The sequence below is a fragment of the Winogradskyella rapida genome (assembly GCF_042675845.1).
Taxonomy (GTDB): Bacteria; Bacteroidota; Bacteroidia; order Flavobacteriales; family Flavobacteriaceae; genus Winogradskyella; species Winogradskyella rapida.
The window spans coordinates 1,328-27,640 of record NZ_JBHTKM010000017.1 but is presented as its reverse complement, the minus strand read 5'-3'; the positions used below and the strand labels follow the sequence as shown (position 1 = coordinate 27,640).

The 26,313-nt window shown below is 33.0% G+C and carries 30 protein-coding genes; 1 reads left to right on the top strand and 29 read right to left on the bottom strand.

Annotated elements, in window-relative coordinates; all coding sequences use genetic code 11:
* Positions 1-13: 13 nt before the first annotated feature.
* The 16 genes from ACFQ13_RS03940 to ACFQ13_RS03865 all read right to left on the bottom strand — a co-directional run bounded on the left by ACFQ13_RS03940 (position 14) and on the right by ACFQ13_RS03865 (position 12,771).
* The gene (locus ACFQ13_RS03940; protein WP_386114248.1) at positions 14-460 is read right to left on the bottom strand and encodes a PepSY-like domain-containing protein; all 447 of its coding nucleotides are present in this window, start codon (positions 458-460) and stop codon (positions 14-16) included.
* Positions 461-534: 74 nt separating this feature from the next.
* Positions 535-1,824: a sensor histidine kinase gene (locus tag ACFQ13_RS03935; protein WP_386114245.1), complete on the bottom strand. Its 1,290-nt coding sequence runs from the start codon at positions 1,822-1,824 to the stop codon at positions 535-537.
* Positions 1,821-2,498 (bottom strand): response regulator transcription factor, encoded by a 678-nt coding sequence (locus ACFQ13_RS03930; protein ID WP_386114242.1) that lies wholly within the window; start codon positions 2,496-2,498, stop codon positions 1,821-1,823. Before ACFQ13_RS03930 ends, ACFQ13_RS03935 begins: the two co-directional genes overlap by 4 nt.
* 108 nt (positions 2,499-2,606) lie before the next feature.
* Positions 2,607-3,311 (bottom strand): ZIP family metal transporter, encoded by a 705-nt coding sequence (locus ACFQ13_RS03925; protein ID WP_386114239.1) that lies wholly within the window; start codon positions 3,309-3,311, stop codon positions 2,607-2,609.
* Positions 3,312-3,474: 163 nt separating this feature from the next.
* Complete coding sequence (locus ACFQ13_RS03920) at positions 3,475-4,305, bottom strand: alpha/beta hydrolase (protein WP_386114237.1); 831 nt, start codon at positions 4,303-4,305, stop codon at positions 3,475-3,477.
* Between the two features lie 228 nt (positions 4,306-4,533).
* Positions 4,534-5,511 (bottom strand): alpha/beta fold hydrolase, encoded by a 978-nt coding sequence (locus ACFQ13_RS03915; protein WP_386114234.1) that lies wholly within the window; start codon positions 5,509-5,511, stop codon positions 4,534-4,536.
* A 526-nt stretch (positions 5,512-6,037) separates the two neighbouring features.
* Entirely contained in the window at positions 6,038-6,784 is a 747-nt protein-coding gene (locus ACFQ13_RS03910; protein ID WP_386114233.1) for an SDR family NAD(P)-dependent oxidoreductase, read from the bottom strand.
* 63 nt (positions 6,785-6,847) lie between these two features.
* Positions 6,848-7,411: a TetR/AcrR family transcriptional regulator gene (locus ACFQ13_RS03905; protein ID WP_386114231.1), complete on the bottom strand. Its 564-nt coding sequence runs from the start codon at positions 7,409-7,411 to the stop codon at positions 6,848-6,850.
* 140 nt (positions 7,412-7,551) lie between these two features.
* Positions 7,552-8,493 (bottom strand): aldo/keto reductase, encoded by a 942-nt coding sequence (locus ACFQ13_RS03900; protein WP_386114228.1) that lies wholly within the window; start codon positions 8,491-8,493, stop codon positions 7,552-7,554.
* A gap of 228 nt (positions 8,494-8,721) precedes the next feature.
* The gene (locus ACFQ13_RS03895) at positions 8,722-9,636 is read right to left on the bottom strand and encodes a toxin-antitoxin system YwqK family antitoxin (RefSeq protein ID WP_386114226.1); all 915 of its coding nucleotides are present in this window, start codon (positions 9,634-9,636) and stop codon (positions 8,722-8,724) included.
* A 45-nt stretch (positions 9,637-9,681) separates the two neighbouring features.
* Positions 9,682-10,182 (bottom strand): hypothetical protein, encoded by a 501-nt coding sequence (locus tag ACFQ13_RS03890; RefSeq protein ID WP_386114223.1) that lies wholly within the window; start codon positions 10,180-10,182, stop codon positions 9,682-9,684.
* A 295-nt stretch (positions 10,183-10,477) separates the two neighbouring features.
* On the bottom strand, positions 10,478-10,918 hold the full coding sequence (locus ACFQ13_RS03885; protein ID WP_386114220.1) for a hypothetical protein: 441 nt from the start codon (positions 10,916-10,918) through the stop codon (positions 10,478-10,480).
* A gap of 40 nt (positions 10,919-10,958) precedes the next feature.
* Positions 10,959-11,528 (bottom strand): hypothetical protein, encoded by a 570-nt coding sequence (locus ACFQ13_RS03880; RefSeq protein WP_386114217.1) that lies wholly within the window; start codon positions 11,526-11,528, stop codon positions 10,959-10,961.
* A 4-nt stretch (positions 11,529-11,532) separates the two neighbouring features.
* Positions 11,533-11,922: a hypothetical protein gene (locus ACFQ13_RS03875; protein ID WP_386114215.1), complete on the bottom strand. Its 390-nt coding sequence runs from the start codon at positions 11,920-11,922 to the stop codon at positions 11,533-11,535.
* Between the two features lie 2 nt (positions 11,923-11,924).
* Positions 11,925-12,503, bottom strand: coding sequence for a tellurite resistance TerB family protein (locus tag ACFQ13_RS03870; RefSeq protein WP_386114214.1), 579 nt, complete (start codon positions 12,501-12,503; stop codon positions 11,925-11,927).
* Positions 12,504-12,561: 58 nt separating this feature from the next.
* On the bottom strand, positions 12,562-12,771 hold the full coding sequence (locus ACFQ13_RS03865; RefSeq protein WP_386114211.1) for a DUF6140 family protein: 210 nt from the start codon (positions 12,769-12,771) through the stop codon (positions 12,562-12,564).
* Between the two features lie 495 nt (positions 12,772-13,266).
* On the opposite strand from ACFQ13_RS03865, the gene ACFQ13_RS03860 reads away from it, so the two are divergent.
* Entirely contained in the window at positions 13,267-14,223 is a 957-nt protein-coding gene (locus ACFQ13_RS03860; RefSeq protein WP_386114209.1) for a DUF4625 domain-containing protein, read from the top strand.
* Between the two features lie 206 nt (positions 14,224-14,429).
* Here the strand turns inward: ACFQ13_RS03860 and ACFQ13_RS03855 are convergent, their stop codons facing one another.
* From ACFQ13_RS03855 to ACFQ13_RS03795, 13 genes are all read right to left on the bottom strand, one after another.
* Positions 14,430-14,609: a hypothetical protein gene (locus ACFQ13_RS03855; RefSeq protein WP_386114207.1), complete on the bottom strand. Its 180-nt coding sequence runs from the start codon at positions 14,607-14,609 to the stop codon at positions 14,430-14,432.
* A gap of 89 nt (positions 14,610-14,698) precedes the next feature.
* Complete coding sequence (locus ACFQ13_RS03850; protein WP_386114205.1) at positions 14,699-15,280, bottom strand: hypothetical protein; 582 nt, start codon at positions 15,278-15,280, stop codon at positions 14,699-14,701.
* Positions 15,281-15,323: 43 nt separating this feature from the next.
* The gene (locus tag ACFQ13_RS03845; protein ID WP_386114203.1) at positions 15,324-16,400 is read right to left on the bottom strand and encodes a tetratricopeptide repeat protein; all 1,077 of its coding nucleotides are present in this window, start codon (positions 16,398-16,400) and stop codon (positions 15,324-15,326) included.
* A gap of 50 nt (positions 16,401-16,450) precedes the next feature.
* Positions 16,451-17,077 (bottom strand): hypothetical protein, encoded by a 627-nt coding sequence (locus ACFQ13_RS03840; protein ID WP_386114201.1) that lies wholly within the window; start codon positions 17,075-17,077, stop codon positions 16,451-16,453.
* 157 nt (positions 17,078-17,234) lie between these two features.
* A complete protein-coding gene (locus ACFQ13_RS03835; RefSeq protein ID WP_386114199.1) occupies positions 17,235-18,119 on the bottom strand; it encodes a glycoside hydrolase family 25 protein in 885 nt (294 codons plus the stop codon).
* A 129-nt stretch (positions 18,120-18,248) separates the two neighbouring features.
* Positions 18,249-19,142, bottom strand: a complete 894-nt coding sequence (locus ACFQ13_RS03830; protein ID WP_386114196.1) for a tetratricopeptide repeat protein — start codon at positions 19,140-19,142, stop codon at positions 18,249-18,251.
* Between the two features lie 154 nt (positions 19,143-19,296).
* A complete protein-coding gene (locus ACFQ13_RS03825) occupies positions 19,297-19,722 on the bottom strand; it encodes a hypothetical protein (RefSeq protein WP_386114195.1) in 426 nt (141 codons plus the stop codon).
* A 930-nt stretch (positions 19,723-20,652) separates the two neighbouring features.
* A complete protein-coding gene (locus ACFQ13_RS03820) occupies positions 20,653-22,092 on the bottom strand; it encodes a hypothetical protein (RefSeq protein ID WP_386114193.1) in 1,440 nt (479 codons plus the stop codon).
* Between the two features lie 402 nt (positions 22,093-22,494).
* Entirely contained in the window at positions 22,495-23,052 is a 558-nt protein-coding gene (locus ACFQ13_RS03815; RefSeq protein WP_386114190.1) for a hypothetical protein, read from the bottom strand.
* Between the two features lie 128 nt (positions 23,053-23,180).
* Complete coding sequence (locus ACFQ13_RS03810) at positions 23,181-23,582, bottom strand: biopolymer transporter ExbD (protein WP_386115115.1); 402 nt, start codon at positions 23,580-23,582, stop codon at positions 23,181-23,183.
* A gap of 111 nt (positions 23,583-23,693) precedes the next feature.
* Positions 23,694-24,695, bottom strand: a complete 1,002-nt coding sequence (locus tag ACFQ13_RS03805; protein ID WP_386114187.1) for a hypothetical protein — start codon at positions 24,693-24,695, stop codon at positions 23,694-23,696.
* Positions 24,696-24,834: 139 nt separating this feature from the next.
* Entirely contained in the window at positions 24,835-25,218 is a 384-nt protein-coding gene (locus ACFQ13_RS03800; protein WP_386114185.1) for a hypothetical protein, read from the bottom strand.
* 151 nt (positions 25,219-25,369) lie between these two features.
* Positions 25,370-26,158: a hypothetical protein gene (locus tag ACFQ13_RS03795; protein ID WP_386114183.1), complete on the bottom strand. Its 789-nt coding sequence runs from the start codon at positions 26,156-26,158 to the stop codon at positions 25,370-25,372.
* Between the last annotated feature and the right edge of the window lie 155 nt (positions 26,159-26,313).

Sequence of the window (26,313 nt, the reverse complement as noted above, 5' to 3'; positions counted from 1 at the left end):
TCTGAAGTGTTGTTTAGTCCGCTATTTTACTAATAATGTGGCCTTCAGAATCAATAACAACGTCCCAATCGGTTGTGGTAAAGGCATTAAGTTCCATTTTATAGATCACGTTGCCACGATCTGTAATGCGTTCTAAATCATCTATAGTATAACCATAAAAATCTGTTTTTATGCGTTGACGTACGGCTTCAGGTAAGTCGGATTTAGAAAGATCTTCCTTGTGTCTCACCATTTTTCCTTCGGCATTATACCACACATCATGATCTTCATTCCAATGCATTTCGAAATCGACATTGTATAAATTCCCATCCATTTCCCATTCTAAATCTATAGCCTTAGGAAATTGTTTATGAAAGGCGTTGACGATAACAGATGGAACTTGACTTTGAGGAATGTCTTGGGCATGTAACGCAGAAAATAGGGCTAGTGCCGTGGCATAAATTGAAATTTGTTTTTTCATCTTGTAAAATTTTTAGATTTATAATTTATTACGAGACAAAAGAACAACCTGAATTTGGAAAGACTTGGGAAGACTTAAGCGGTTGGCGGGAAATTTATCTTAAAACTGTGCCTATTGTTAGTATACTGATATGAAATTTTAAAGCCGTAGAGGTCTGAAATGGCTTTTACAATAGCGAGGCCTAAACCTGTACCTTTAGTATTGTGATTGGGTTTGTAGAATCGATTAAAAATAAGCTTGCCATCGAGCTTTTCAGTATTACTGGTATTGCTAATAGTTAGGCTGTTTTTCGCGATATCTATGGCAATAGTACCACCGTCATAATTATGAAAAATAGCATTTTTAAATAAGTTTGAAACAATGACGTTGGCCAAAGCAGGATCCATTTTAACCCCAAGGTCATCATGCTCAGTATAACGGAATGAAACCTCTTTAAAGTTGGCGATGTCTTGGTAATCTTGGATGCTGTTATTGACAATTTTGTTTAGAGAAATGATTTTATGCTCTAAAAATTGTTTGTTTTCTATTTTGGTTAAAAGCAATAACGATTTATTCAAGCGGACTAAACGCTCAATAATGGCCATTACTTCAGCAATGTTTTCAGCTTGTGTCTGCTGCAAGTTCCCATCTTCTAGGAGTAACTCTAATTTGTTAGTGACAATGGCTAAAGGGGTTTGTAATTCGTGTGAAGCATTACCGATAAACTTTTTTTGTTGCTCATAGGTGGCAACCGTGTGTTGTAATAAAGTATTAACCGCATTCTGAAGATCGGTGAATTCCTTGGTATTGGTCTGTACTTGAGGCAAATTTTTAGTTTTTCCTAAGCGGTAATCTTTTAACTGATGTAATAAATTGTAGAAAGGCGTCCACAATTTCTTTAAGACAAGGTTGTTAATGAAAATGATGGCGACGATTAAGCAGATGTATAACCAGATAATATCGTAGAGTAATTCTTGCATTAAATCGTCCTCTTCTACCATAGAATTAGCCACTTTCAGCTTATAATAAGCGTTATCTAATTCAAATGCGGTAATGAGCATTCTTACAGGTTCAGCTTCAGGAGCATCATCATCAGCATCTTGCATATTTAAAAAGGTATCGAGATATAAATCTTTAATACCCAAGGCTTGGTTCTTATCGATTTGCTCAATGGTAAAGAAACTTTCGTCAAAGTAGTTTTTGGTCAGTATGGTGTGGTCTTGCTGGGCATTTTTAATGATAACACGTTTATGATTTTCAAGCCCTTCATCTATACTGCTTTTAATTTCGCTTAGCATATTAAAGTAAAATACAGTCGCCCATAACGTTACAATAGCTAAGATTGAAACCGATAAATAGGTCATAGATTGGTTAAGAAGCTTCATACTACAACAAGTTTATAGCCTACGCCGTAGACCGATTCAATTTCTATCTCAGCCTTAGACGATTGTAATTTTTTCCGTAGATTTTTAATTTGATAATAAACAAAATCAAAGTTGTCAGCGCCGTCAGAATGGTCGCCCCAAACGTGTTCGGCTAAGGCCGATTTGGTTACGAGTCGGTTTTTGTTCAGTAAAAAATAATTCAATATATCAAACTCCTTTCGGTTTAAAGGAACGACCTTATTTTGAACCATAAAGCTACGTTCGGTAATGTCTAATGCAATGTTAGCGACCTCAATGGTATTTTTACCTTCCATTTTCTGTCTTCTTAATACGGCTTTTACGCGAGCATTGAGTTCGGCTAAATGAAAAGGTTTTGTAAGGTAATCGTCAGCACCAAGTTCTAAGCCTTTAAGCTTATCATCTAAAGCATCTTTGGCCGAGATGATAATGACATTTTCATTCTTTTCCTTTTTTTTAAGTTCAACTAAGATATCAAGACCATTGCCATAGGGCAGCATAATATCGAGCAGAATACAGTCGTACTCATAAATAAAAATCTTATCGATGGCACTTGGGTAGTCGGTAGCTGTTTCTACTATAAACTTCTCTTTTTCAAGAGATTCTTTTATGTTTTTGAGCAATTGAGGCTCGTCTTCTATTACTAAAATTTTCACAGCATAAATTTACTTCAAAAACTTGGAAAGAAATGGGAATGCTTTTGGTTTAACGTTAATGCTCTTAGCTTTCTTGACGGTATCTACCCTTTATGTAAAGTTTCAAATTTAAATAAGCTTTTCACCAATAACACCAACCAAAAAACCAATTATAGCGCCTAAGGACGTTAAATATGTCTTGTCTAATTTGCTTTCAGGGATAATGTCCTGAATCAATAAATATAAGATACCACCACTGGCAAAGGTCATGAGGTGAGCCGTTAAATTAGGATAATCACTTAAGAAGAAATGCCCAATGAGTGCCCCTGCAATACCGAAAAAACTAAGACAGAAAAAGATGACTAGTGTTTTTTTAACGGGGAATCCGCTTTGAACTAAATCTCTAAAGGAATTAAAAGCTTCAGGAAGGTTTTGTAAGCCAATAAAAAGGGCGAGCAAGGTGGCCATTTTAGGCTCTATGGCAAATACAGCACCGAGGGCAATAGATTCTGGAATAAAGTCCATAAGCATTGCTAAAAGTGTAGCCGTCTGGTTGCCTTTTTTAGACAGATATTGGTCGATCACTAAAAACAACAAGGCTCCAAAAAGGAAGGAAAGTGTAAAGGGGAGGAGCTCTAATTCTTCAAGACCTTTAGGGATGAGGACTAACGCCAAAGCCGATAAAATAATGCCAGCTCCAAATGACATCATGGTATGGGTAATTTCATACTTAACCGGACTTTCCTTAATATGATGATTAAAATAATTGGCTAAAAGTCCGCCGATAAAAACAGTAATGCCGGCAAAACCTGAGTATAGAATAAGTTCTTTCATTTTAAGCGTCTTGGGATCTTAATTCACAACTGAAATATAGGTCTTATTTACAGTACGATTATACCTTAAAATTAGCAAATAAATACGGAATATAAAATGTCTAAACAACCGTAAACATCATGTTTTAGGATGAATCTTGCTTAAACACGTTTCACAGGAAGGTTTACTCTTTATCTGTGCTAAAAATTTTCTCAAATGCGTTATAAACGGCGATATGTAAGGCATCGCCATGGGTTTTATCTTCTAGAAACTCATAGTACAATTGGGTCTGTGCACCTTTGTTTTCTGCTAATTTTTGATAAAGAGTTTTTGCGGTTTTTTCCATAATCTCGCCTTCTTTTCCACCAGCGATATAAATAGATTTTTCATCGTTATAAGAAGCAGGAATTTCAGAAAGGAGATTTTGATCGTCCCACCATAAACTTGGGCTTACAATGATGTAATTATCAAAAAGCTCTGGTGATTTAAATAGAATTTCTGTGGCTAAAAGCCCGCCTAAGGATTGCCCTATAAGGGTTTTAGCGGTTGTGGTTCTGTATTTGTTTTCTATAAAAGGTTGAAGTTCTTGCTGAATGAATGCTATAAACTGTTCGGATTTTCCGGAAGTCGGGAATTCTTTTTGATCTAATTTATTTTGAGACGGATAGGTGAAATCTCTTTTTCTATCAACGTTTGCGATTCCAACAACAATAGATTCCGGAAGTATATTGATCCAAGAAAAACTAGCAAATTGAACAATGCCTGAGATATGTATAAAATCCTCCGTTTTAGAACCGTCGAGTAAATAAATAACGGGATAAGTTTTAGCTTTGTCTTCAGTATAACTTGACGGTAAATAAATATTTAAAACACGATCCTCGTTTAGGATTTCTGATTTAATTTGAAGGGTTTTACCAATGGAAAATTCAGTTTCTTCAACAAGTTTGGGAGGGTTTTGTCCAAACGAGAGTTGGGTAATCCATAATAATATACCAAGTAAGTAGTGAATTTTCATTTTAAATAGGGTTTAAGGACTGTATAACTATCGCCTAATGATTCGTTGTTGGAACTAATGTAGTAAACAAATAGAAATTTGTGAGGATTCCTAAGTTATTTTATAGATAATAGGAGGCTTTAGCTCTTAATGCTGTGTTGCTCTGAAACAAAAAAACGTTATGCCATAGCACATTATTTTATATGCTAGGCTTAACGTTTTTAAGGTTTACAATAGTGCTGTTTAAGCTTATTCTATTTCGTGTTTGGCTAAGAAATCTAATATCAGTTTTGCAATTTCTCTTGTCTTTTCTTCAGCCGCAAAATGTCCTGCATCTAGCAAGTGTAATTCAGCATTGGGGAGATCTCTCAAATAAGCTTTGGCGCCTTTATAGTTGAATTTTACATCTTTTTTACCCCAAGCAATCAAGGTTTTTGGTTGTTGTGTTTTCAGCATGTTTTGCCACTTCGGGTAGCGTATTAAATTGGTATTGTAATCTTGAAATAGTTGCACTTGAATTTCTCTATCCTTTTTAGTGCTTAAAAACGCCAGGTCGTGGGTCCAAGCATCCGGACTTTGACTGTTTCTGTTTAAAGGATCTATGTCAAATAAATATTGCTTGTTTATAATAGCATCTTCACTGGTTAAATTATACAGAAAATCATGCTTTGCTTGCGTTGTATCTGTTTGTGCGGTTCTAAAAAACTCTTGACGTTGTGGTGTTAAGCCGTCTAAATAAGCATTCGCATTTTGAACAATTAGAGCTTTTATGCGCTGTGGGTTTTTCATCATTAAACGATAGCCAACAGGAGCGCCAAAATCTTGCATATACATCACGTAGTTTTTGATAAGTAGGGTGTCTAAGAGCTTTTCGGTGTAATCGGCTAGCAAATCGAAGGTATGTTTGGTCGTTTCAGGATCTAAATGCGTACTGTAACCCGAGCCTAAATTATCTGGAGCAATAACGTGGTACTGTGAAGCCAACATAGGAATGAGGTTTCTGTACGAGTGTGATGAGGATGGATAACCGTGAAGCAACACGATGGTCGGTTTATGTTTAGGTCCTGCTTCTCTGTAAAACAGCTTAACCGAATCAATCTCTACATAATTATAAGTTGTTGGCGGTGGCAAAATATTGGTCTGTGTAGTACTGTTGTTTTCAGTTTTAGGATTCTGGCAAGCCCAAAGCGTTAAAACGATAAAGGGGATTAAGATCAATGGTTTCATAAGGTTGTTTTAGGGTTAGGGGAATGGTTACTTTTAGTTTAGACGGTTTTCTGCGTTGAGCTTTCTCATAAAGCTTCTTATTTTTTGAATTATAGCATCGCCCTCTTCTTCTAAAGCAAAATGTCCGGTATCGTAAATATTGTAATCTTGTTATAAAACTTTTCGATATTGAAAAGAAGATGCGGGAAAACCGTGAAGCAAAACTAGGGTAGGGTTTTGGGGATTACCCGCTACGCGATAGGCAATTTTTAAGCCGTTAACTTGAATTGTTTTATAGGTTATCATGCATTGTTGTTTTGTGGTTTGTGTAAGGGTTTGCGCTATTGTACTGTCATTAGCTTTACAAGTCAATAGGATCAAGTCAATAGGATCAAGTCAATAGGATCAAGCGAATAGGATCAAGGCGATAATTAGAGCAAATAGGGATTGTTTCATGCGTTGCGTCTCTATTTTATACTTTTAAATGCATGTTAAAAAAAAGCCATGACCGCAGTCAGGGTCATGGCTTATATTGTGTAGGTTGTTTTTAGTTTCTTCCGGCCATAACTCCACCGTCAGTATCCCAAATAGCTCCCGTGACCCAAGCGGCCTTATCGGAAAGTAAGAATGCAATACTATTGGCTATGTCTTGCGACTCCCCAAAACGCCCAATCGGATGAAAAGCATTGAACCCCACTAAAGCCTCTTGTGCGGCCGCTTCACCACCAAAAACGCCGTGGTAAACTGGTGTATTAACTAAAGCTGGTGATACAGCGTTTACTCTAATATTATCGTCTGCTAATTCCATAGCCAGGTTTTGCGTTAAAGAATGTAAACCTGCTTTTTGCATAGAATAGGCTGAAGAAGGCGTTGCTTTTACGGCTTGTTTTGCCCACATGGATCCGACGTTTACAATAGATCCGCCATTGTTGACTTTCATCTTTTTAGCAGCGCTTTGTGTTATGAAAAAGAATCCACGATTGAGGTCTAAATAGGAATTATAATCTTCCATAGTATGGTCTAAAAAAGGTTTAGGACCAAAAATTCCAGAAGCATTAACCAAATAATCTAAATGATCAAAGGCATCTATTTTAGCGATTAAGGCCTCAACATCATTGGTGTTTGATATGTCTGCGCTGTGCTTTATTAAGTTTGGAGCCTCTTCAATTTTGTCTGTATTTCTACCTACAACGTGAACAGTAGCCCCACCTTGGAGTAGGGTTTGGGCAGTTGCTTTACCAATACCACTTGTTCCGCCAATAATTAAGGCTGTTTTGTTTTCAAATTCTTTCATAGCAATTTTTATTTAATAATTAATTATAGACAGACAAGTCTGTCTTTGTTCTGGTAAATTTTTTTAGTTGATTATTTTTTGACATAAATTTTTAGACTCTACAATAGGCCAATCGTCTTGATGGAGGTGACTTTCGCCAACAGCACTTTCATAAAGGAGGTAAATTTGTCGGGCAAGAGAGGGGATTTGTTCCGCCTTAATATCTTCTAGGTTGTTGTCAATAAGTTTCGTAATAAGAGTAATGAAACCGTTTTTTTGAGATTGAATTTCATTGCGAATACGTTCATTATCTTTTGGTATTTCTGAAACTGTTTTAATACACCAGCACCCGTTAAAATCTTTATCTTGATAAAACAATTGTAAGAAATCGAACATCGCTAAAATCTGTTCTTTCCCTTTAGGCTTTGAGCTTGTAAAGGCTTCAAAATTTTTTAGAAAGCTGTTATTTTTATGCTGAAGGTAGGCAAGACAGATGTCTTCTTTAGATTTAAAATGATTGTATAGCGTGGCCTTGGCAATTCCTGCTTCAGCAATAATTTGATTAATACCTGTAGAATTATACCCATTTTTATAAAATAAAAAAGAGGCCGTTTCGGTAATTCTATGTTTTACTTCGGCATGTTTCATGGGACAAATATAGACAATATTTTTAAAAATAGACAGGTCTGTCTATTTTTTTGTTTTTCAAGAGAAAATAACTTTGTATTACATGTTTTTAATCAAAAGAAACTTTTGGTTTAGACGTTGTTGTGTTCTCTGATTAAAGCTTACCAGGGTAAATTAAGAGGTTTTACTTCTGTTTGGTAAAATTGTTCTAATTCGGCAATAGTGTTTTTAGACAAGGGATAATTTACACTTTCAACATTAGTTTTTAACTGATTACAATTGGAATTCCCTGGAATTACTGTAGAAACAGCATCGTAACTTAGGCAGAATGAAAGTGCTTTTTGAGCGAGATGAGTGTCTTCACCTGTGATGGTTTTAATTTTTTCTATGAGCTGTGCGCGGGTTTCTATATCTTTTTTAGCCCAACGGCTTCTAATACCTTTAAAGTTAGAGTTCTTGTTATATTTTCCGGATAACCACCCTGAATCTAGCGGGATTTTAGCAATGATCGCGACATCTTTTTCTTTTGCCAAATCAAACCCTCTAGCCGTGTCTTGATGTAAAATATTGAAAAAGGCTTCAATAACCTTAGCATTAGTGGTGCTTATAAGTAGTTTTATATCCTCGTAGGTGTCTACGGAAGCGCCATAAGCCTTTATTTTTCCTTCTTCAATTAAGGTTTCTAAGAGTTCATAGTGGTCGTTTTTATAGCCATCTAGGTAGGAAGACGGTGGATTATGGATAATGAGTGAATCGACATAATCGACTTGTAGACGTTTAAGACTTCCTTCTAAAGATTCTCGGATGTAACTGGCCTCGTAATTGGTGGTCCCTGTATGTGTATGCCCAAATTTTGTGTTTATAACAATCTTAGAGCGGTCGGTCGTTTTTAAGGCTTTTCCTAATCGTTCTTCTCCTGAACCATGTCCATAATTTGGGGCTGTATCAAAAAAATTAACGCCATAATCGATGGCTTTTTCTACCAGTTGTATCGCCTCATTTTCAGACATACTTTTCCATCCTGAATTCTGGCCTAGCTGCCATGCGCCAAAGCCAATTTCAGAAACCTTAACGGTGTCTTTTATATACGAATTGTATTTCATAAGGGTGAATTATAGACTTATTAGCGTTGTGTTATGGGTTGATTAATACTAAGTTAAATAACCTATAAGATGTGAAGTGTGTTGTTCGGTTTTTATGTGATTAATGGACAAATAATACGGAAATTGCACCAATGAGTACAGCTATTAACACCATAATAATAACAAATTGCCATCGGTCATGATTTAATATATTTAGTCTTGACTTTAAATGATTCTTAATGCTCTAAATTATAAAATTGATTTTATTTTTTCAACTACGACCTTAGCATAATTTTTTAACTGCATTGTGCTTGGGTTAGAGTTAAGTCTCAGTAAAGGTATGATGTAGCAACTAGGGGCTAAGTTAACGATCTTAGTGGGGCGTTCCGGAAATTTTTCATCGAGATCTGAAGAGAAGGCTCTGATGAATTTATAGACTTTTGTGTTGGTTTGACATTCGGGTTCTATATAGGGCTGAAAGCGATGCAAGGCTATAATTTGAGCAATAAATTTTAAAACCTTTTCATTGGGATGTCCGAGTAGGGTATTTATGATTTTGAAATATTCTGTTGGATTGTTGTCAAAAATGTACCAAAACCAATTCCAAATAAATTGATTGAGATGATTCTCTGAAGCGCCTGCCATTTCAATCTTTAAAAGCTCGAAGTACCATTTGTACATAGAATTGTGGTTATACTCTAAACGTATGTCAGTATTTGGATCACTTGTGCTTGGCTTTAGTTCTGTAGCCAACAAATCTCCGTTTGGTGAGAAGTATTGCATATTGAAATGGTCCGTTGTATTCCCATGACGACTTCTTACTTTTCCATTTTCAAAAAAATAGCAATTATCTTTTTGATAAAGGATACCTTTTGGGGTCCATTTGTAATAGGAGCCATCTCGCAGTTCTGATTCTTTTCGTCCTGTAGGGTAATAGTCAATGTAGGCTATTAGATCTCCGTTGTCGTAGTTTTCTACACGTTTTAAGGCGCCCGTACTATAGTGCGTTGTATAAGCGCCATGCACGCAACCATTTTTATAATTGATGGTTTCTAAGCCATTAATAATGGTGCCTGTAAAGGGTTTGTTTTTGTAATAAACGCCTTCTAGGGTGTTGGCTTCATTTCTGCATTCAATATGAGGGTCCTTAAATGTGCTGGTCATGAGTTCTTAGGATTAAGGGATGTCTGAAATGATATATTTGCTACTTTATAAGAGCTGTAATTTCATGGTATTCATAAGGCGCCATTTGTTACGGATGTAGTAGGTTTTTTTTAAGGTGATTATAAAGGTTTTGTCACCACTAGTGCATTCAAGAATAATGTCTCTCCGTTCCACATTGATTCTATGATCTGGATTCGATTTTGATCTGACGTCTTTTAAAATAATTGTGTTCCAATTGATGCCAAGGTTTTCTCCTTTTTTGATCACTTTTATAAAATTCTCACTGGCGTCTGTCTTAAAATTAGCAATGACAGAATCGACTTCCGGAATTTTTTCTTCTGGACGGGCCTCCTTAATTAGAGGGATCAGATATTCAATATCTTTCTTAGTAGGGAGCCGCTTCAAGAATTTTTTTTCATTCTGTTTTTTTAGCGCTTTAAAAACAGAGGTGACCGTTTTTGACCCTTGAAGATTGTCTTGGGCAAAACTTTGATTGCAGAGTAGAAGTGAAAATGCTAGGATGACGAGTGTTATACGGTATTTCATGAAAAACTGACTATTTATGGGGTAAATTTAAGGCATATTAAATTTACTAGCCCTTAAACAGGGTTGCAATTTTATGAATTATTAGTTAATCATTTAATGGTGTTATGTGTTGTTGAACCTATAGTTTTTAGACTAGTTTAATCTGATAGTTTGACTTTATACACTGTTAATATTTTTCTAAAACCCTATCAATAGGGGCGCGATAGACCTGATTAGGAATGGTCGGAGTTAAATGCAACACTAGGGTAGATGCTTATAATTACAGCGTTTATAAAAATGTTAGAGAGAATTTATTTTATCTAGATTCAATTTCTTTTAATTTTTCTAAAATATTTCTATCCGCATTAGCTAAAGTCGTTTTCGTTAAGAGAATATTGATTTCATGATTTAAGACATTATTAGATTTGGCCATCCAATCTTCCATTCTCATTTTTCCTTTTGATTGATTAATGCTTCTTAAGGTCACCGCAACATTTCCTGGACAATTAACAAGTTCAGCGATTTCAGTATTGGTTAGACGGTCTCTATAAGTCATAAAAATAGCTTCCGAAGACCGTATGTGCTCGTAATCATACCTATCGCCACCACGCAAGGTTTTTCCAGTGTAGCAATCGGTATAAAGCGCAATACCATCTCCACCTTTAGTTAAAGCTTGCTGATGCATTTGCGCTTTTACTATGGTGAAGCGTTGGTCTATCTCTGCGCGGTGGTATGGGCGGGATGGGTTATTTTTCAATTACTAATATTTTAAAAAAAACTCTAAAAAGTAAACTACCTTACTCCTTAAAAGATGTCTCTAAAGCTCTTTTATCAAATTTATTAATACCGAATGAATCTGAAATTGTATCTAAAAACTCTTGCTCATCAACTGTTACAATATTATCGGACATCATTACTCTACATAAATAAGAGTAAAATTCATCCTCTAATTCATATTTTGCTACGTACCGAGTAATTTTCTTTATTGTAAAGGGATTTTTAATCCTCTGAGCTATATTTTCTTCGAATTTCTCTACAGACAATCCTAAGTAATTAAGTAATGGCTCTTGCATATATCCATTTTTAGATAAGCATAGCTCATCGATGATCTCACTAACCACTTTCATTTTATCTATACTCAAATGTTGATTAACCTTTGCTCCTTGACCTAATAAACTTGAAATCATTTCTGTAAATTCAAATATAATATCAAGATCTTTTTCAGTTAATTCTGGTAAGTCATCTTCATCTTTAAGAAAATTTTTAATCGCATTTGAACCTTTTTTAGCAAATTGAGAAAGCCCTTCCATTGCTTTTTCATTTGAAGCTATCTCTGTTGCTACCGTTAAAATCGTAAATAATGCCATAGATTTATGATGCTTTTTTATTAAACTTACCTAAAAATACTACTGTATTTTCTATTGCTGACTTTACCTTCATATGTTCATCTATTAAATTATTTACTTCAGTCAATTTTTGATTTATAGGGGCGTTATATTTACTAACTAAATCTTCCATACGATAAATATCATATCCTACCCAAGCGAAATATGGGACAAAGAACCCTGTAAATCCCAAAAGTGCTGACAGCATTATACCTATTATAAAAGTAGATACTAATAATAGAATTTGTTTTCCTGATTGATCTAGGTAAGAATAATGATTTGCAAAAAAGAATGATTTTTTGATTGCGATAGATTTTATTTTCAAGTTTCTTAATAATTTCTTTTTTTCCTCTTTTAATTCTGAAATATTATTCATAATTACCTTTCTATTTGTTTTTCTATACTTCTTACATCAAATTTGGTTAGTTCTAATTCATTTGCAAATACATTTAAAAATTCTCGTTCATTTTTAGTTTCGATTCCATCTGCCATTACGATGGTGCAAGCTATTGAATAAAATTCTTCTTCTTTTTCTGTATTCGTTGCAAATTTAGCTATCTTCTTTAGACTGTTAGGTTTACTGAATTTGTCATAAACCATATTTCTAATTTGTTTCTTTGGTATTTCAGAAAATTCAATAACAGCATCATTCAAAAAACCATTTTCTGAAAAACAAATATTGTTTATAATTTCTATAGCAACATCCATCTCATCGTCTTTAATTTCTTCACTATCGACAGTTGAGATATGTCCAATTATGCTTGAATACATACAAGAAAATTCTAAGAGAAAATTAAAATCATCCATATCGAAATCACCATCTCCATCGGTATCTCTAAATTTCCCGGATACACTTTGACCTAAAGCTTTTATATTATTAGTCGCTTTAATTGTTGTTTCATCTGTAGCGAAATCAGCAATTGCCTTTGCTGCTGTTAAAATTTTAAATAATCCCATATTTACATTTTATTAAATTTATTATTAATCAGTTATTTAGAACAGAATAGTAGTTCTTTTAAATTGATCTATACTCCAAATACCCCAAACTCAAATACCCTTCAGGTTTTAAGTCAATGCCATGAACTCTTTTAAAAGCTTTATCTATTTTGTCTACTTCGTCAAAAGGGTTAGAAAACATACTATTGACTTGTACAGATAAGCCAGCATCTACATACTTGCCTTGTACATTCATTGCCCGTTTGGTTTTAATCTCGAATGTGGCCATATTTTTGTTTTGGTTAAGTTTTGATTTCAGTTGTAAATCTAGAATCCAAATAGACAAAAGCTGTCTGTTTAAACGGGTTGAAAAATAACTTTGAATTGTAAGGTTGTATATTTCTGTATATCAGCATTTTATTTTTTAAATAAAATTCATAAAATTTTGAAGCATGTAGTGATTAATGATGGTATTTCTTATGAAATTGAATGTTATGACTATCGAAGATTGTTGGAGTAGGGGTAAAACATCTGCGTAGACTTAAAGTGAATCGGTTGTCCTTTCCCTAATCAAAAGGAAATTCCAGTTAGAATTTTGGTGCGTCATCTTACACAAAATTTAATAGAACGATACCAACTAATTTCTTATTAAATAAGCAAGGATTTCATTGTACAGTTTAATACTTCTTGTTATAATTGCAACTTAATTGCGTTAGTGTAATTTAGATATACTTGTGCAAGCTTAATTAACTTATTAAATCTTTAAAACAGAAGAAACTAAAACATGATGAAATTAAATTTAAAACAAAATGCCATTCTTTTATTATTGATGCTTGGGCTTTGCGCTTGTAGTAGTGACGATGTGTCTGAACCCTTAATGCCTACAATCTTTAATGTAGAAGTCGGATTACACGATAATGAATTGGGTGTTTTGGGTGAAGATTTTCACTTTAACGCCGAAATATTAGCTGGTGATGTTATCGATTTAGTAAAGGTTAATATCGTACAACGCACAGATGAGACCTATTCTCATGACTGGTCTTATGAGATTATTTGGGATCAATACCAAGGCGTTAAAAATGCTCAAATTCACCAACATTTTGATATTGATGCCAACGCCGCAAGAGGAACATACGATTATATTATTACCGTTATAGACCAAAATGGAGCGGTCTTAGAAGAGGTACGAGAAGTGAATTTAATTGATGCTTCAGATTACCCAGAAGTTACTCCTTACGTCCAAGTTTTCGGAGTCGATAAAATAGATGTCAATGGTACAGGCGGTTTTAATAATTTTTATAATAATGACGATTTTAGAGACGCGGATAATCCTTCGTTTAGCATTGATGAAGCATTATGGGCTTCAATAGAAATTGGGAGTATTAAAGGTGATGGTATTATGTATGGTTTATTAATTAAAAAGAGTCATAACCATAAACCAGAAAACATTGAGGCTATTGATTTTTCAAAAGCTATTGTAACTGAAATTAAAGAGCATACGGGTTATGAAGAAACTAGAGGAATGAAAAACAGTTTCAACATCAATTATAATAACCATTATATGTACGGAGCCCCGCTGACCATTGGTGCTACTGAAGATAATCTTTTGCCAACTCCTAATCCTATAACTGGCGGTAAAACTTGGGAAAACGGAACCTATTATTACGGTGTAGTATATACGAATATTACCTATAACAGAAGCACATTTAAATATATTGAGTTTGAAATCAATGGATTTTAATGGTCTAAATTAATTATTATTTGAGTCTAAAAATAGCTCCTTTATAAGGTGAATCTCATTCATTTTATTCAAGGGGCTTTTTTTTGCATTATGCTTGTCGGCTATATTCTGTATGTTCTCATTCATCTCTAATTAGATATTTTTTTATAAACGTGGTGGTAAGAGTGGGAGATGTTGTTTGTTTTAGCCCATTGAAATGGTAAATTTTACTTCTGAAGAGTTTGCTTGTGTCTTAGTGTAAAATAGTGCTCTGCAATTTTATTCCGATCATCTTCAGAAATAGGAGGGACCTGATAACGCTGCGATTTAAGATGCAAGGTGCTGTCAGAACGTTTAACAATTTGGTACGTTGTTGAACCTCCAAGAATTGTGCTCGTTAGCGTCATTTTATCTTGAGTGTATCTCCCCTTAAAAATTTGAGATGGGGTTTCTGCTTGTAGCGAGGTCTTTTCTTTTCCTTGAAAAATGGACGGTTTTATTTTCGGCTATAGGTTTCAAATTCATGTCGATCTATTTTTTTTGTTATCGTTGGCTTTGCAAACTTTAGGCGTCCAGATTTAGTAACTGAAAAATCCGTGTTGTTGGGTTTTTCTAAATAATAGTCTAGGGTATTATTTCCATAATGGTATGTAGACCAAGCAAATGTTCCTTTTTTATTTGGGACTGTGTAATAATCCGTCTCAGATTTTGCATTCAGTATCCCGTACTCAATGACTTTTTTAAAATGCGGGTCTTTAGCGTTCTTGTTCCACCATACTGTGGAAAATTGGTCATCATCATTGCTTCGCTTTTCCCAATCTGGTCCGAGTTTAGGTATTCCTAGTTGTTCACGTTTGGTGTTGAAGGCCATACCATGATCTTTGTTAAAGGGGACGACTAATTCATAGATGCTATTCAATGCGAATAGTAAACCAACGTATACGAGACCTAAAAGTATGGCTTTTCCTATAGATTGCGCAGCGGAAGTAAATTGTTGTGGTTTTTTTTTGTAGTCATAATAATAGGCGATCCCTATAAGGATTATGAAGAAAAGTAAGCTTAAAATGATATAGTGCATTGGGGTGAATCTATAGAATTAGTGGATGATAGTCCGTGGCCTACTATTCATATTTAATTTTGTTAGTGGTTGGTTTTCTACAGTGGTTAGTAAAAAGTGTTGTGCCTTTTATTTGTCCTAGTTGAGAGAGTTCCTCCCAATCGTTACATGCTAAAACCAATTTTCCTGTTTCATAATGAATCGCAGCTCTGTTATAAAGCGCATCTATATTTTTAGAATCTAGTCGATAACTTTTGCTGAAAAATGTAATAGCATCCTCATATTTTTTCTTCTGGTAGGCTTTTAGACCTTTGTTGAAATGTGTTCGTGCTTTTTGAATTACCCTTATGTCGCCACCGTAAAAATTATCGAGCTGATAAAAGGAATCCGTAAAGAATTTCACGGTAATGCCTCTATAGTTTTTTGTTTTCTCGTCTTTTAAAACAAACGGCATTTGCAAGGTTTCAATATGTTTGAATTTGTCTAAATTCCAAAGTGAATAAGAATTGTTAATGATTGTCTTAATACGCTGAAGATTGCTAGAGTCAGCTGTAGTAGCATCATGTATTAAAGTATTTATCTTTTCGTTTTTTAAATCGATTGTTATCGTTCCTTTGACCTTAAAATTGCTATGCTTTTTCTTGAACCCCTTATTCAGTTGAAGCATAAGACTAGAGGTTAGAACAGGGGTGTAAAATTGGTTTGCAATTTGATTTTTACGATCCCCTTTTTTCTTTTTTATGTCATTAAACAACTTTTGTGCTCTAACAAAATAAAATCGTTTTAGTTTGTCATTTTCAAAACCTTCCATTCTTTCACTAAGAATTAAAGTATCATTGGCTATACGTTCTATTTGATACCCGGAAGTTGAAGATGTTTTGATATAATCTTCTTGTATGGTATACGGTAAACAGGTCATGTTTACATGATGCGTGGGATTTCCATTAATACACATCTTTTCCTCTTTGAAGCTAAAATTAAGATAGGAGGAATCTGTAAGAAAGCGATCAATTAATTGACTCCCGTCTTTCATTTCTATGTTGTATTTAATCCAATTTCCTCTTAATTCGGGCTTATCGTTGTTTTGACCATATACGTTTATGGTTATTAGAAGTAATACGTTAAGAATGGTCTTTGTCATTATAATAAGCTGTCAAATAAAAGTTTGTGTAAGTGTTAGAGTGTTGTTTTTTATAGATCAATCATCAGCATTATGCCAATTGAATTCAAGTTTTTCATTTTCTGTTTGTCATTTATGCCCACATTGTTATTGGTTTCAAATTTGCTAAAATCAGATTGACCGCTATAATTAAGACCAGCGCTAACACCATCGAACATTTTAAATACAAAACCAAGGCCTAGTTGAGTACCAAAATTCCAGCCTCCATATACATCTTCTTGAGTACTATTTAAAAAACGATATTCATCTTTAACTATGGTTTGCCCGTAAAAACCAAAATTTGCAAATAGGGTAAAGGTGTCTGATATTTTTGAGTTTAAGGTTAATACTATCGGAATTTTAATTAAGGTTCTTTCTTGATAAAAATTACCAACAGAATTAAATCCATTTCCAGATAATTCATTTAGACCTAAACCGGTAGCGATGCCTAAGTAACGTGCCATGTTATAGTTTAATAGCAATTCTCCGCTATTGTTATTCAAATTATAATTTGGTTCGTTCTCATTTTCAACAATACCATAACCAATGCCGCCAGAGGCAATTAATTGAAATTTAGAAACCTTTATCTCCTCTTGTGCAGATAATGCATAAAAGGTTAACAAAAAGGCAAATACTAAAATGTAATTTGATTTTTTCATGGGTTTTATTTTTAATTAGTGTGGTGAACTGCTTGGTCTCAAATTAGTGGTAGTGTTAAGCAACTAAGTTAGTAAATAAAACATGATTAGGAAATTTTTTTGGATTTTTGAAACTGGATTGTTGTCAGCTAAATCAGTCCTGTATTGTAAGGTGTTTTTACTTTTTTAACATGGTTTTTAAATCGTCTAAAGTGCCGTTGTAGTCATTACCATCTACGGTTGTACTTATACCTTTAACGATTGCTTTTTCTGTAAATTGATGAAAAGTCCAACGTTCATGTTTTACGCGATGTTTACCGGAATATGCAGCTATCCATAGCGGATAGTCGTCTACATGCCCTTTTAGAATATGTTGGTAGAATTTTAAACCTGTATAAATCATAGGTTTTACACCGTACTCTTCTTCTGCTAGTTGTAGCCAATTTAAAACGCCTGTTCTTAGGTTTTCTCTTCCAAATCGACTTTCTTTTTCTATATCAAGGATAGGAACAAAATCGCCTTTATTTAATTTTACAATGGATTTGTAATTTTCAAACTGTAATGTAGAGTTCTCGTTGGGTCTATAATAATGATAAGCGCCTCGTATGTAGTTGTGTGCTTTGGCGTTTTTCCAATTGTCTTCAAAATGTATATCCGTCCCATTTTTCCCCATGGTTGATCGTATAAAGATATACTCAATGGGGTGATGAGAGGTCTGCATTTCAGTCCAATTAATTTTGCCTTGATAATGTGATATATCAATACCAAAAAGGTACTCTGAACTGGAGATTGATGGATTTTCCCTTAAGTTTTTTATTGGATAATAATTAGTCGTTATTGATGAAGCGAGTGCGATAATGATGATCAATTGCCCTAATATGATGCCTATAAGTAAGCTGTTTTTCTTTAAAAAACGGAAGTAGCGGTTCTCCTTTGGCTTATCTATTTCTGGATTTAGGTTTTCTTCTTCAGCATTTGCTTTAGATTTTTTCTTAGTGGCTATTTTTTTATGATATAAACCGATAAGATGAGGAGGAGGAGGACAACCAAGAGAATAATCCAAAATCTTATGGGATGGATTTGTTTGTAATCTATAAGTCTATAATAAATGTGTCTCATCTAAAGTTTTAATCGGTTTTAATGATAGTCAAGAAGCTTAAATAATTACGAGAATGGTATTTGTTATACTGTTTTAATTCTCTAAGACTGTAATTTGTTGACTTGCGAAAGCCTTAGCGTTTTCATCTCCAAAGTGGACCATCTTTTTATAATACGCAATAGCTTTTTGCTTATCGCCTTTAAGTTTGTAGCCTTGGGAAATATTTCCAAGAACGATATAATCTTTAGGGTTTAATTTTTCGGCCTTTAGAAGCGGCGCAATGCCTTTATCGTATTGTCCTGTTAGTAAATAGGTGACAGAAAGATTAGATAAGCTTTCTACATGATTGGGATAATATTTGAGCACTTCATTGGCAATTTCGCGCATATTAATCAACAGATCATCATTTCCTGTATTGTATAATTGATATTGATAATCTTGAATATCTAAAAGAAATTCTTTTTCCGTGCCATCATAGGGTTCATGGTTAGTCCAGGTCCATTGGTTATTGTTTGCTGCAGAATACGCAATGGTCTTAATGATTTCTGAAGTGAAATTTTCCCAATCTAGAGCTTGACTTAAAACATATATTTTACCAAACCTCATATCAAGGCGGTTAGGATACAGTGTAATTCCTTGGTCAATTTTATCGAAGCCTTTTTTTAACTCTTGTGGGTTGTAGTATAGTTGGCTTTCTAGATAAGCTGTTGTTTTATTGAGGCTATCTTTGAGCACCATGGCTTCCTCGTTAGGTGTATTAGTAGTTAGCGCTATAACTTCTTGCATAGATTTCATAACGTGATAGTTGAAATAGCTCGTAAAAAGTTCAGCGTCTTTTGGGTTTTTAGATTCCCATTTGGTTAATACATCTAACTGTTTAATACTGTCCTTAGCCTCACAATATTTTAAAAATTCAGATTGGTAATCTTGGCTAAAGCTGATTTGCACAAATAAAATGGCAATTAAAGATCCTAATAGGTTTTTCATTCTTGTTGTTCTGAAGTTGTTGATAAGGTATTGAAATTGCGCAACTTTACTTGCTTTGATGAAGCTCTAAAATTAATAAATTAAAACAAAACAGAATATCTATTTGGATTTTTAATCTAAAAGAGAACTGACAATGCGTTGTTCAAAGCGGTCGTTAACGTATTTTAATGAGTTTAATATTGCTTAAGGCTTTATTATGTTTTCTTCCAAGTAAATGATTTGAAGTTTTATCTATGATCATTGTACTGTCTGTCAAATGCTTTATTCGCCAAAAATTTTCTTGGACGTTATAGTCGATATGATGATTTGTTAAATTCATTTTTATAAATTCACCAGTCGTGTTGATCTGGATTTTTGATTTTGATCTATAATAGTTATAGTCTAAATAAATTGAATCGGTATCTATTCTATAACGTGGTATATTGTGAAAATCACTTTCTGAAAACCCCTCTGGTGCAGGAGGTTTAGGGGCTGGTGGTGGTTTTGGGATACTGTCGTTGGTATAATAATCAAATTGATTTTTTTCAACCCAAGTCCCTGTTAAAAGTTCTTTATTCCATTTTGGCTTTCTTTCAATCATTTCAAAATCATTTTCATAGGAACCTATATATCGACAACTAAAAGTCGTGTCGTTCGTTTTTCTTATTCCAATAACCCTATTCCGTAGAACTAAAAAATTGACATTTTCATAGCGGGTAAGGCGCCAAGGAATTTCTCCATTCCAGAAATTACCATATTCTTGATATGTTGAATCTTTGAATTCGTAAAAAATAGTGTCGTTTTGAGAAGGGATCGGAACACTGAAGGTTTTGTTGCGTAATTGACTTTCAACGAGCGGTAAATCCGTTTTTTTTTACAACTTACAATTGCAAAAATTAGTAGTGTAACTAGAATTAATTTATTCATGATTGTAGTTGTATTAAGGATTGGGGCGCGGTTGTTTTATGGGGTGAAGGTTATTGAATAGCGTGGAGGAGGAGCATTGCGTTATAATGATTGGATTAAAATTTCTCCACCTTAATCGCTTTATTATAGTTAAATATTATTACAAGCTAGTTTTTCGCCACTTATAGAGCATTACTCTTTTACGATTTTCAATATCATTAACACGTACTGCGGTAACATCTTCTATTCTGTATCTGCCTTTTTATTATTCACGAGTAATTGATTGTTTCATCAACACCTTTCATAAACTCAGGGTTGTTTTTTCTTCTGAAGGCAATTTTAGCGTCAGTTTGTTCTTTCAGTTTTTGCATTATATATATAGTTAATTACCTGCAACGGATTGTATATGGTTTACTGTGCGCAAATTAGGGATAAATATTCGGATAAGCCTAATAGACGCTTTGTAACTAAAACCCTAAATATTAACGACAACTATGTTTTTGTCTCCTAATAGTCCAAATAGAATTTGTACACTTTTAGATCTATTGTACATTTTCTATCGCTAACCGAAATTGTGTTTAAGATGGAGCTACATGATTAAACGGTTATAATGCTAATTGCATATTTAATCTATTATAATATTTTTTACCCAAAGTTTAAATTCTTTTACTCCAAAAATGTGATACTCACCATTATTATGAAGAATCTTATGCGGAGTATAACCACCATTATGTAGATATCTCCAAATAATATTTCCTTCGGTATCAAAATTTATTAATGTAGCTTTATTTGATAAAGAGCAACGGTCTAAAAATAACACAATGAAATTATCATCAGATTCTGAAATAATATCATAACCTTCATAATCACAATTACCGGGTTCTTTAAATTCCCATAATAGATCTCCTTGATTGTTTCTAAATTGAACTAATCGATATTTATCATAAGAATCACTTTCTTTTCCTATAGTTACCACATAATTTTGATCGACTAAAACTTGATTTAATGTATCATCGCCGTTAATTTCGGTATTATAATGTTCCGACCAAATCAGTTCATGATTTTGGTTGTATTTTTCTATTAATCCTATGGTTGAATTGTAATTTGAATTAAAGTACGGTGAGCCATAATTATAAATGTTACCTTCATCATCATACACGATATTAAGAAACTGGTCATTACTATCAGGAAGCGTTTGTTGTGATATGATATCTCCATTAAAATCTAAAGTGTACTCATGATAAAATTTATTAGTAGCATCAGAATAAGTCGTATCAACTGTTGTCAGAAGTTTTAGGTCACTACCATTTCTCTTGAATCTCACAATGTCGTTCCACCAAAATGAAATATCTGTATTATCTGCGTAATGATAATACTTTGTCCAAAGTGTATTTCCTGAATTATCAATTTTAATAGCAAAAGATTTTGTATTGTATGTACCTACATTTGTAATTCCAGGTCCAGATCCAAATATAATATATTCACCATTTTCTAAATCAATGATGGATTTGAAGTTATTGGTATCTCGTTCCACTATTTCTTTTGACCAAACAAGGTTAAAGTCATTATCTATCTTATGCACAAAAAGTTCTCCATATCCAGTAACAATTATGTAACCATCATCTGTTTTAAGTACTTCTTCAATACTACTAGTTGTGATGGAGCTAGCAATTTCACCATTAAATAATGTTGGGATTTCTGAAGTTCGTGTAGAAACGGCATCACTATAATATGCTTCACCATCAATTTCTGCAACAAGCTTAAAAACATAATCTCTGTTTGGTTTTAAATTATTGATTGTTGTACTTGCATTGTTTGTTGAAATATCGATTTTTTCAAGATAATTATTCGTATCTACATCGCTGTCGTAATCATAAATTAATTTCACATTTTCAAGTTGTGAATTATAACTGTATTGCAAACTAGAGCTATAAGAGTTAATGCTCCTTAATGATAAATTTAATTCAACGACAATTTCTTCGTCAGGTGTAGTATTTACTTGATCATCTTTTGAACAAGACTGGGATAAAATTAAAAGTGTGAAAATGATGATAAATTTTTTCATTTTATTTTTGTTGTTTTCTGTTATAATTTCGATACATATTTAGGCAACTAATTTAATACTAAAAAAAACAAATAGAATATCTGTAAGGATTATATACGTTAATGGTAAATCGTTTTTCAATATTTCATATCAAATTCTCCTTCTCTTATTTCTACAATTACACCGTTTTCCGATTAGTTTATTTTCGTGGTTTCTATTATCGGTTTCCCAGCTTAAAATAATAAGCAAAACAAAAAAAATATAAGTATGTTAGCTTCTTCATTTTTTTGTTATTGCTGTTTAATTTGGTTTAGTGATAAAGATCTAATTTAGGAAAAACGAAATGAACGAGCGGAAATTTATTACAAATTTCTACAATACAAGATTCAGGAAATTAAATATATAAGGAATTGTAGAACATTTTTAGTTATACAATTCATTGATTACTTCTTTTGTTAAATCAAGATTAGAACTTGGTAAAAAGATAAATTGTGGCCCTTCGCCATTTCCTATACCTAACACTCCATAATTGAGATTGAATAGTATTGGTCCAGTGGCATGACCGGTAGGGGCTTCTAATTTGTAAGGTCTGAAGTTAAATTTTGATATTTTATGATTTTGGAATTCAATATCCGAAGTGATAAGGTATTCTTTAAAGTTGAAAACTAGTTTTTTAGATCTTTTATGATAAGAAAACCTCATATTCATCTCTGTATCTTTTAGATTGTTATAAGCATATTTGGTGATTGAATCATTCTCTGAAATTACTAATTCGTAGTCCATAATTGGTTTTGCCATTTCAGTATAAAAAACGAAAAGTGTTCTTTTTTCAGTGCCTAATAGAGGGGGAGGTATTGTTTTTTCATAAACATAATTATCAGCTTTCTTTCCCATTGAAGTGCCGATAAAAATTGTAATTCCGATTAGAATTAGGCCGCCGATTCCAAGAATGAGCAATAGGATGTTCAGGGTTTTCTTCAATTATTTTATAAGGTTTTTGTATAGAATTAATGGTGATAATAAACAACTATGTGAGTAAAAAGACCCTAAGGCATTGCTATTTAGGTCATCCGTAAACCATTAATCATTTACGTTTTTGGCTTTAGGTTTTATTCAACTAAATTCAAAGGATAGACTTTTCGTATTTTAGATAATTGTTCATTGGTTAAACTATCTAATTCAAGATCATATTTTTCTTTAGATAGTGTTTCTCTTAACATGCGAATTTCACCAACTATGGCATTTTGTACATCGATGTAAGTACTGTAGCTAGATTCCCGCGAATTTTTTATAGAAATGATTGATTTAGATTTGTTTTTACTTTCATATTCGCGAATTTTCGTTTTCAGTGCATCAATATCTGCCTTTTCATTATTCACGAGTAATTGATTGTTTCCTTCTATGTAAATAGTTATCGCTTTGCTTAAGTCGTATTCCGTTTTAGTTTCAGAAATTTTAGGAAGTTCTTTAACAAGTCCTTTATCATTTATACAGCTAACGCATGCTAGTATAAATAAAGAGCTAATAAAGTTTATTAATTACATTTTATGGAGTTTTTGATTTTGCTAGGATTTTAGATAGTTGATTGGTCAGTAATTAATTTTGTGGGGAGTTGGATATTGTTACTTTTTTAAGAGTTTTTTTAAATTAGTTGAGTCCGTTTTTTTCAGTTCAATTTGTAGTTTACCTATTGTGTTTTCGTACAGCAGGATTCTATTGGTGAAAATTTCTTTATTCTTCTTAGCTATTACAACTAAAGAAGTTTCATTTTTTAAAGGTATATCGGTGAATTTTAAATTATTTGGCTGGCGATAATCTGATATGAATGAATTTAAATCTTGATAAATTAAATATGTAGATACGTTATCTAGGTTTGATTGGTTCAGGTTTAGTTCGTAGGAGATAATTGCATCTGGCTCTATAATTTTGTCAACGTTTATCCAACCTAAATCACTAATCAAAATAGAAGGGTAATCCCACCAGTTTACAGCATAAAGTTCACTTGTTGCATCAGATGGCATATCTAGATTTAACTGAGAATAATAATCTAAAGAATCGATTGATATTATTTTGTTTTTATAAGTCTCTACGCCATATAATTGACTTGTTTCTACAGAATCAAATACAGGAAAAGTTATATATGCTTCTTTATCATCTTTCCAAGTAATTTGATTTATGGAATCTAAAACGCCGTTAAAAATCCTGTCTCCTTTTCTGAATTTTTGAGCAAATTCGATTTTTAATTTTTTGTCTTTTTTAAGCTCGATTTTTTTGTCTCCAACCTTTAGGTTTAAATATATCACACCGTTGGATTCTAACAGTTCATTTTTGTCGGTTATTGTATTTAAATTATCAGAAATTAGCTCCAGTCGATTATAGTATTCTTTTAGTTCTAATGTTACTTTATCATTTTCATTAATGTCAAAATTCTCTCGCTTGAAGTATATTATTGTTCCCTTTTCTCCAGTAATTTTTTTGTAATTTAGAGTGTTTAAATCAAAGATTTGTTTCTCTATTACAAGTAGATTTTTAAAAGGATTTGTAGGTTTAAATTCAACAGTTTTTTCTTTGCAAGTAAATATCGATATGGATACCAAAAAGTATATTAGGATTCTGTTTATCATAATTTTGAAAACACTTTTATTGTGGTTACGGTACTAATTTAGTAAAAACGAACCGCACTTGAGGAAATTCCTAAGAAATTTTCACATAGGTAAGACTAAGCTATTGAATATACAAATTGTTAGCTATAGTTTTTATAATTCAAGGTGTAAATGGATTTTTAGCCACTTTTTTCATAACACTGTAATCGTCTTCATTTCCATTCTCAACTTTAATCCACAACGAATCCTTTGTTTTATTCAGTTTGTATTCATAATTCAACTGGTCTTTTAAAACTGTATCTTTAAGTCGAACTTGTTTGAGATAAATTTTACTCTGGTCAACATCCCATTTATAATTCGTTCTCATATCCCCTCCGAAAGATTCCGTAATGACTGAATCCATGAAAAAAGTCAAAGCAATTTTATCGTGATGAGTTTCGTAGGATTCCCAAATTCCGATTAAGTCATTTTTACGTTCGTAGGTTCCACATGCAATCAGGGTTAATAGTCCGATAGCTAATATTAAGATTTTTGTGAGTTTCATCGGAATTATTGGTAACGTGTTTGTGTATGATTAGTTGCGTGGTTTAGCAACTAATTTAACAAACTTTTACGAACCTGAGAATATTCCGAAGGAATATTCCAGATGAGCACTTACAAAGCAATTAATTATACACGGTGTTAGCATACGTATTTTATTTCGGTCTGTTATTTTCGTTAAACATTATTGGTATAGTGTACTTAACATTTATTACTTCTCCTGCTTTGATATAAAAATCAAATTCAGGTAGTAATTTTAATATTCTTAAAGCTTCTTTTTCCAATTCTTTGTATTCGGTCCTTGATTTTATTTCTAAGCTAAATTCCGTCTTCGATTTTCCAGATTTTATAAGTCCATAAACTTTATGAATTCCTTTTTCTAAACGTGGTATTTTATTCCAATTGATGTTTGTTGTTATGAAATGATTTAAACTATCTTGATTTTTTGTGTAAATAGAAATATGACAACTTGAATTGTCGAATTGTTTTTCATTGATGACTTGTCCTTTTTTTATTCTTAATAGCCATTCTGATTCATAGATTTTCAATTCTTTATTTATTAATTTTCCATTCGGTACTGAAAGTTTTCCAGAATACCAATTTGCTAATACAATTCCATTGTTATATTTTTTTGGAAACAATTTTTTCAAATCAGCTTTAGTTTTATTTTCTGAATAGAAATAATCACAACTGTAGATATTTGATAAGTAAAGTTTATTATCAATAATTTTCCACTCTGCAATATATCCTCTCCAACAAGCGGTCGAATATCCAGCATCTTTGTCTCCAAATAAATTCAAGTCGTCTAATTTCGAATATGAACCTAATGGATTGCTATGTAAAGAAATTGTGTCATTTTTCCATATCAAAATATCAGGAATTTGTTCGGTAGCGAAACCAAATGTAGAAACCAATAATATTATGATACTCAATATTCTTTTCATATGTTGTCTAGTCCTGAAATACGGCTACAGGTTAAAATTGGTTTTACGCTGATAATTTGTGTACCATATTAGGTGTTTTATAGTCTAAAGATAAATGTAATCTTATTTCGTTGTATAAATTAATTGCATTTTTTGCAGCTCTCTTAGCGTGAGCA

Coding starts and splice junctions, on each gene's coding strand:
- ACFQ13_RS03840 (WP_386114201.1), bottom strand. CDS start 17,077: ATGAAAAAATCAAATTACATTTTAGTATTTGCCTTTTTGTTAACCTTT.
- ACFQ13_RS03875 (WP_386114215.1), bottom strand. CDS start 11,922: ATGAATAATATTTCAGAATTAAAAGAGGAAAAAAAGAAATTATTAAGA.
- ACFQ13_RS03935 (WP_386114245.1), bottom strand. CDS start 1,824: ATGAAGCTTCTTAACCAATCTATGACCTATTTATCGGTTTCAATCTTA.
- ACFQ13_RS03900 (WP_386114228.1), bottom strand. CDS start 8,493: ATGAAATACAATTCGTATATAAAAGACACCGTTAAGGTTTCTGAAATT.
- ACFQ13_RS03805 (WP_386114187.1), bottom strand. CDS start 24,695: ATGATAAACAGAATCCTAATATACTTTTTGGTATCCATATCGATATTT.
- ACFQ13_RS03870 (WP_386114214.1), bottom strand. CDS start 12,503: ATGGGATTATTTAAAATTTTAACAGCAGCAAAGGCAATTGCTGATTTC.
- ACFQ13_RS03820 (WP_386114193.1), bottom strand. CDS start 22,092: ATGAAAAAATTTATCATCATTTTCACACTTTTAATTTTATCCCAGTCT.
- ACFQ13_RS03825 (WP_386114195.1), bottom strand. CDS start 19,722: ATGATTGAAAGAAAGCCAAAATGGAATAAAGAACTTTTAACAGGGACT.
- ACFQ13_RS03830 (WP_386114196.1), bottom strand. CDS start 19,142: ATGAAAAACCTATTAGGATCTTTAATTGCCATTTTATTTGTGCAAATC.
- ACFQ13_RS03895 (WP_386114226.1), bottom strand. CDS start 9,636: ATGACCAGCACATTTAAGGACCCTCATATTGAATGCAGAAATGAAGCC.
- ACFQ13_RS03860 (WP_386114209.1), top strand. CDS start 13,267: ATGATGAAATTAAATTTAAAACAAAATGCCATTCTTTTATTATTGATG.
- ACFQ13_RS03915 (WP_386114234.1), bottom strand. CDS start 5,511: ATGAAACCATTGATCTTAATCCCCTTTATCGTTTTAACGCTTTGGGCT.
- ACFQ13_RS03940 (WP_386114248.1), bottom strand. CDS start 460: ATGAAAAAACAAATTTCAATTTATGCCACGGCACTAGCCCTATTTTCT.
- ACFQ13_RS03795 (WP_386114183.1), bottom strand. CDS start 26,158: ATGAAAAGAATATTGAGTATCATAATATTATTGGTTTCTACATTTGGT.
- ACFQ13_RS03800 (WP_386114185.1), bottom strand. CDS start 25,218: ATGAAACTCACAAAAATCTTAATATTAGCTATCGGACTATTAACCCTG.
- ACFQ13_RS03910 (WP_386114233.1), bottom strand. CDS start 6,784: ATGAAAGAATTTGAAAACAAAACAGCCTTAATTATTGGCGGAACAAGT.
- ACFQ13_RS03865 (WP_386114211.1), bottom strand. CDS start 12,771: ATGGCCACATTCGAGATTAAAACCAAACGGGCAATGAATGTACAAGGC.
- ACFQ13_RS03850 (WP_386114205.1), bottom strand. CDS start 15,280: ATGCACTATATCATTTTAAGCTTACTTTTCTTCATAATCCTTATAGGG.
- ACFQ13_RS03845 (WP_386114203.1), bottom strand. CDS start 16,400: ATGACAAAGACCATTCTTAACGTATTACTTCTAATAACCATAAACGTA.
- ACFQ13_RS03855 (WP_386114207.1), bottom strand. CDS start 14,609: ATGACGCTAACGAGCACAATTCTTGGAGGTTCAACAACGTACCAAATT.
- ACFQ13_RS03920 (WP_386114237.1), bottom strand. CDS start 4,305: ATGAAAATTCACTACTTACTTGGTATATTATTATGGATTACCCAACTC.
- ACFQ13_RS03880 (WP_386114217.1), bottom strand. CDS start 11,528: ATGGCATTATTTACGATTTTAACGGTAGCAACAGAGATAGCTTCAAAT.
- ACFQ13_RS03925 (WP_386114239.1), bottom strand. CDS start 3,311: ATGAAAGAACTTATTCTATACTCAGGTTTTGCCGGCATTACTGTTTTT.
- ACFQ13_RS03905 (WP_386114231.1), bottom strand. CDS start 7,411: ATGAAACATGCCGAAGTAAAACATAGAATTACCGAAACGGCCTCTTTT.
- ACFQ13_RS03890 (WP_386114223.1), bottom strand. CDS start 10,182: ATGAAATACCGTATAACACTCGTCATCCTAGCATTTTCACTTCTACTC.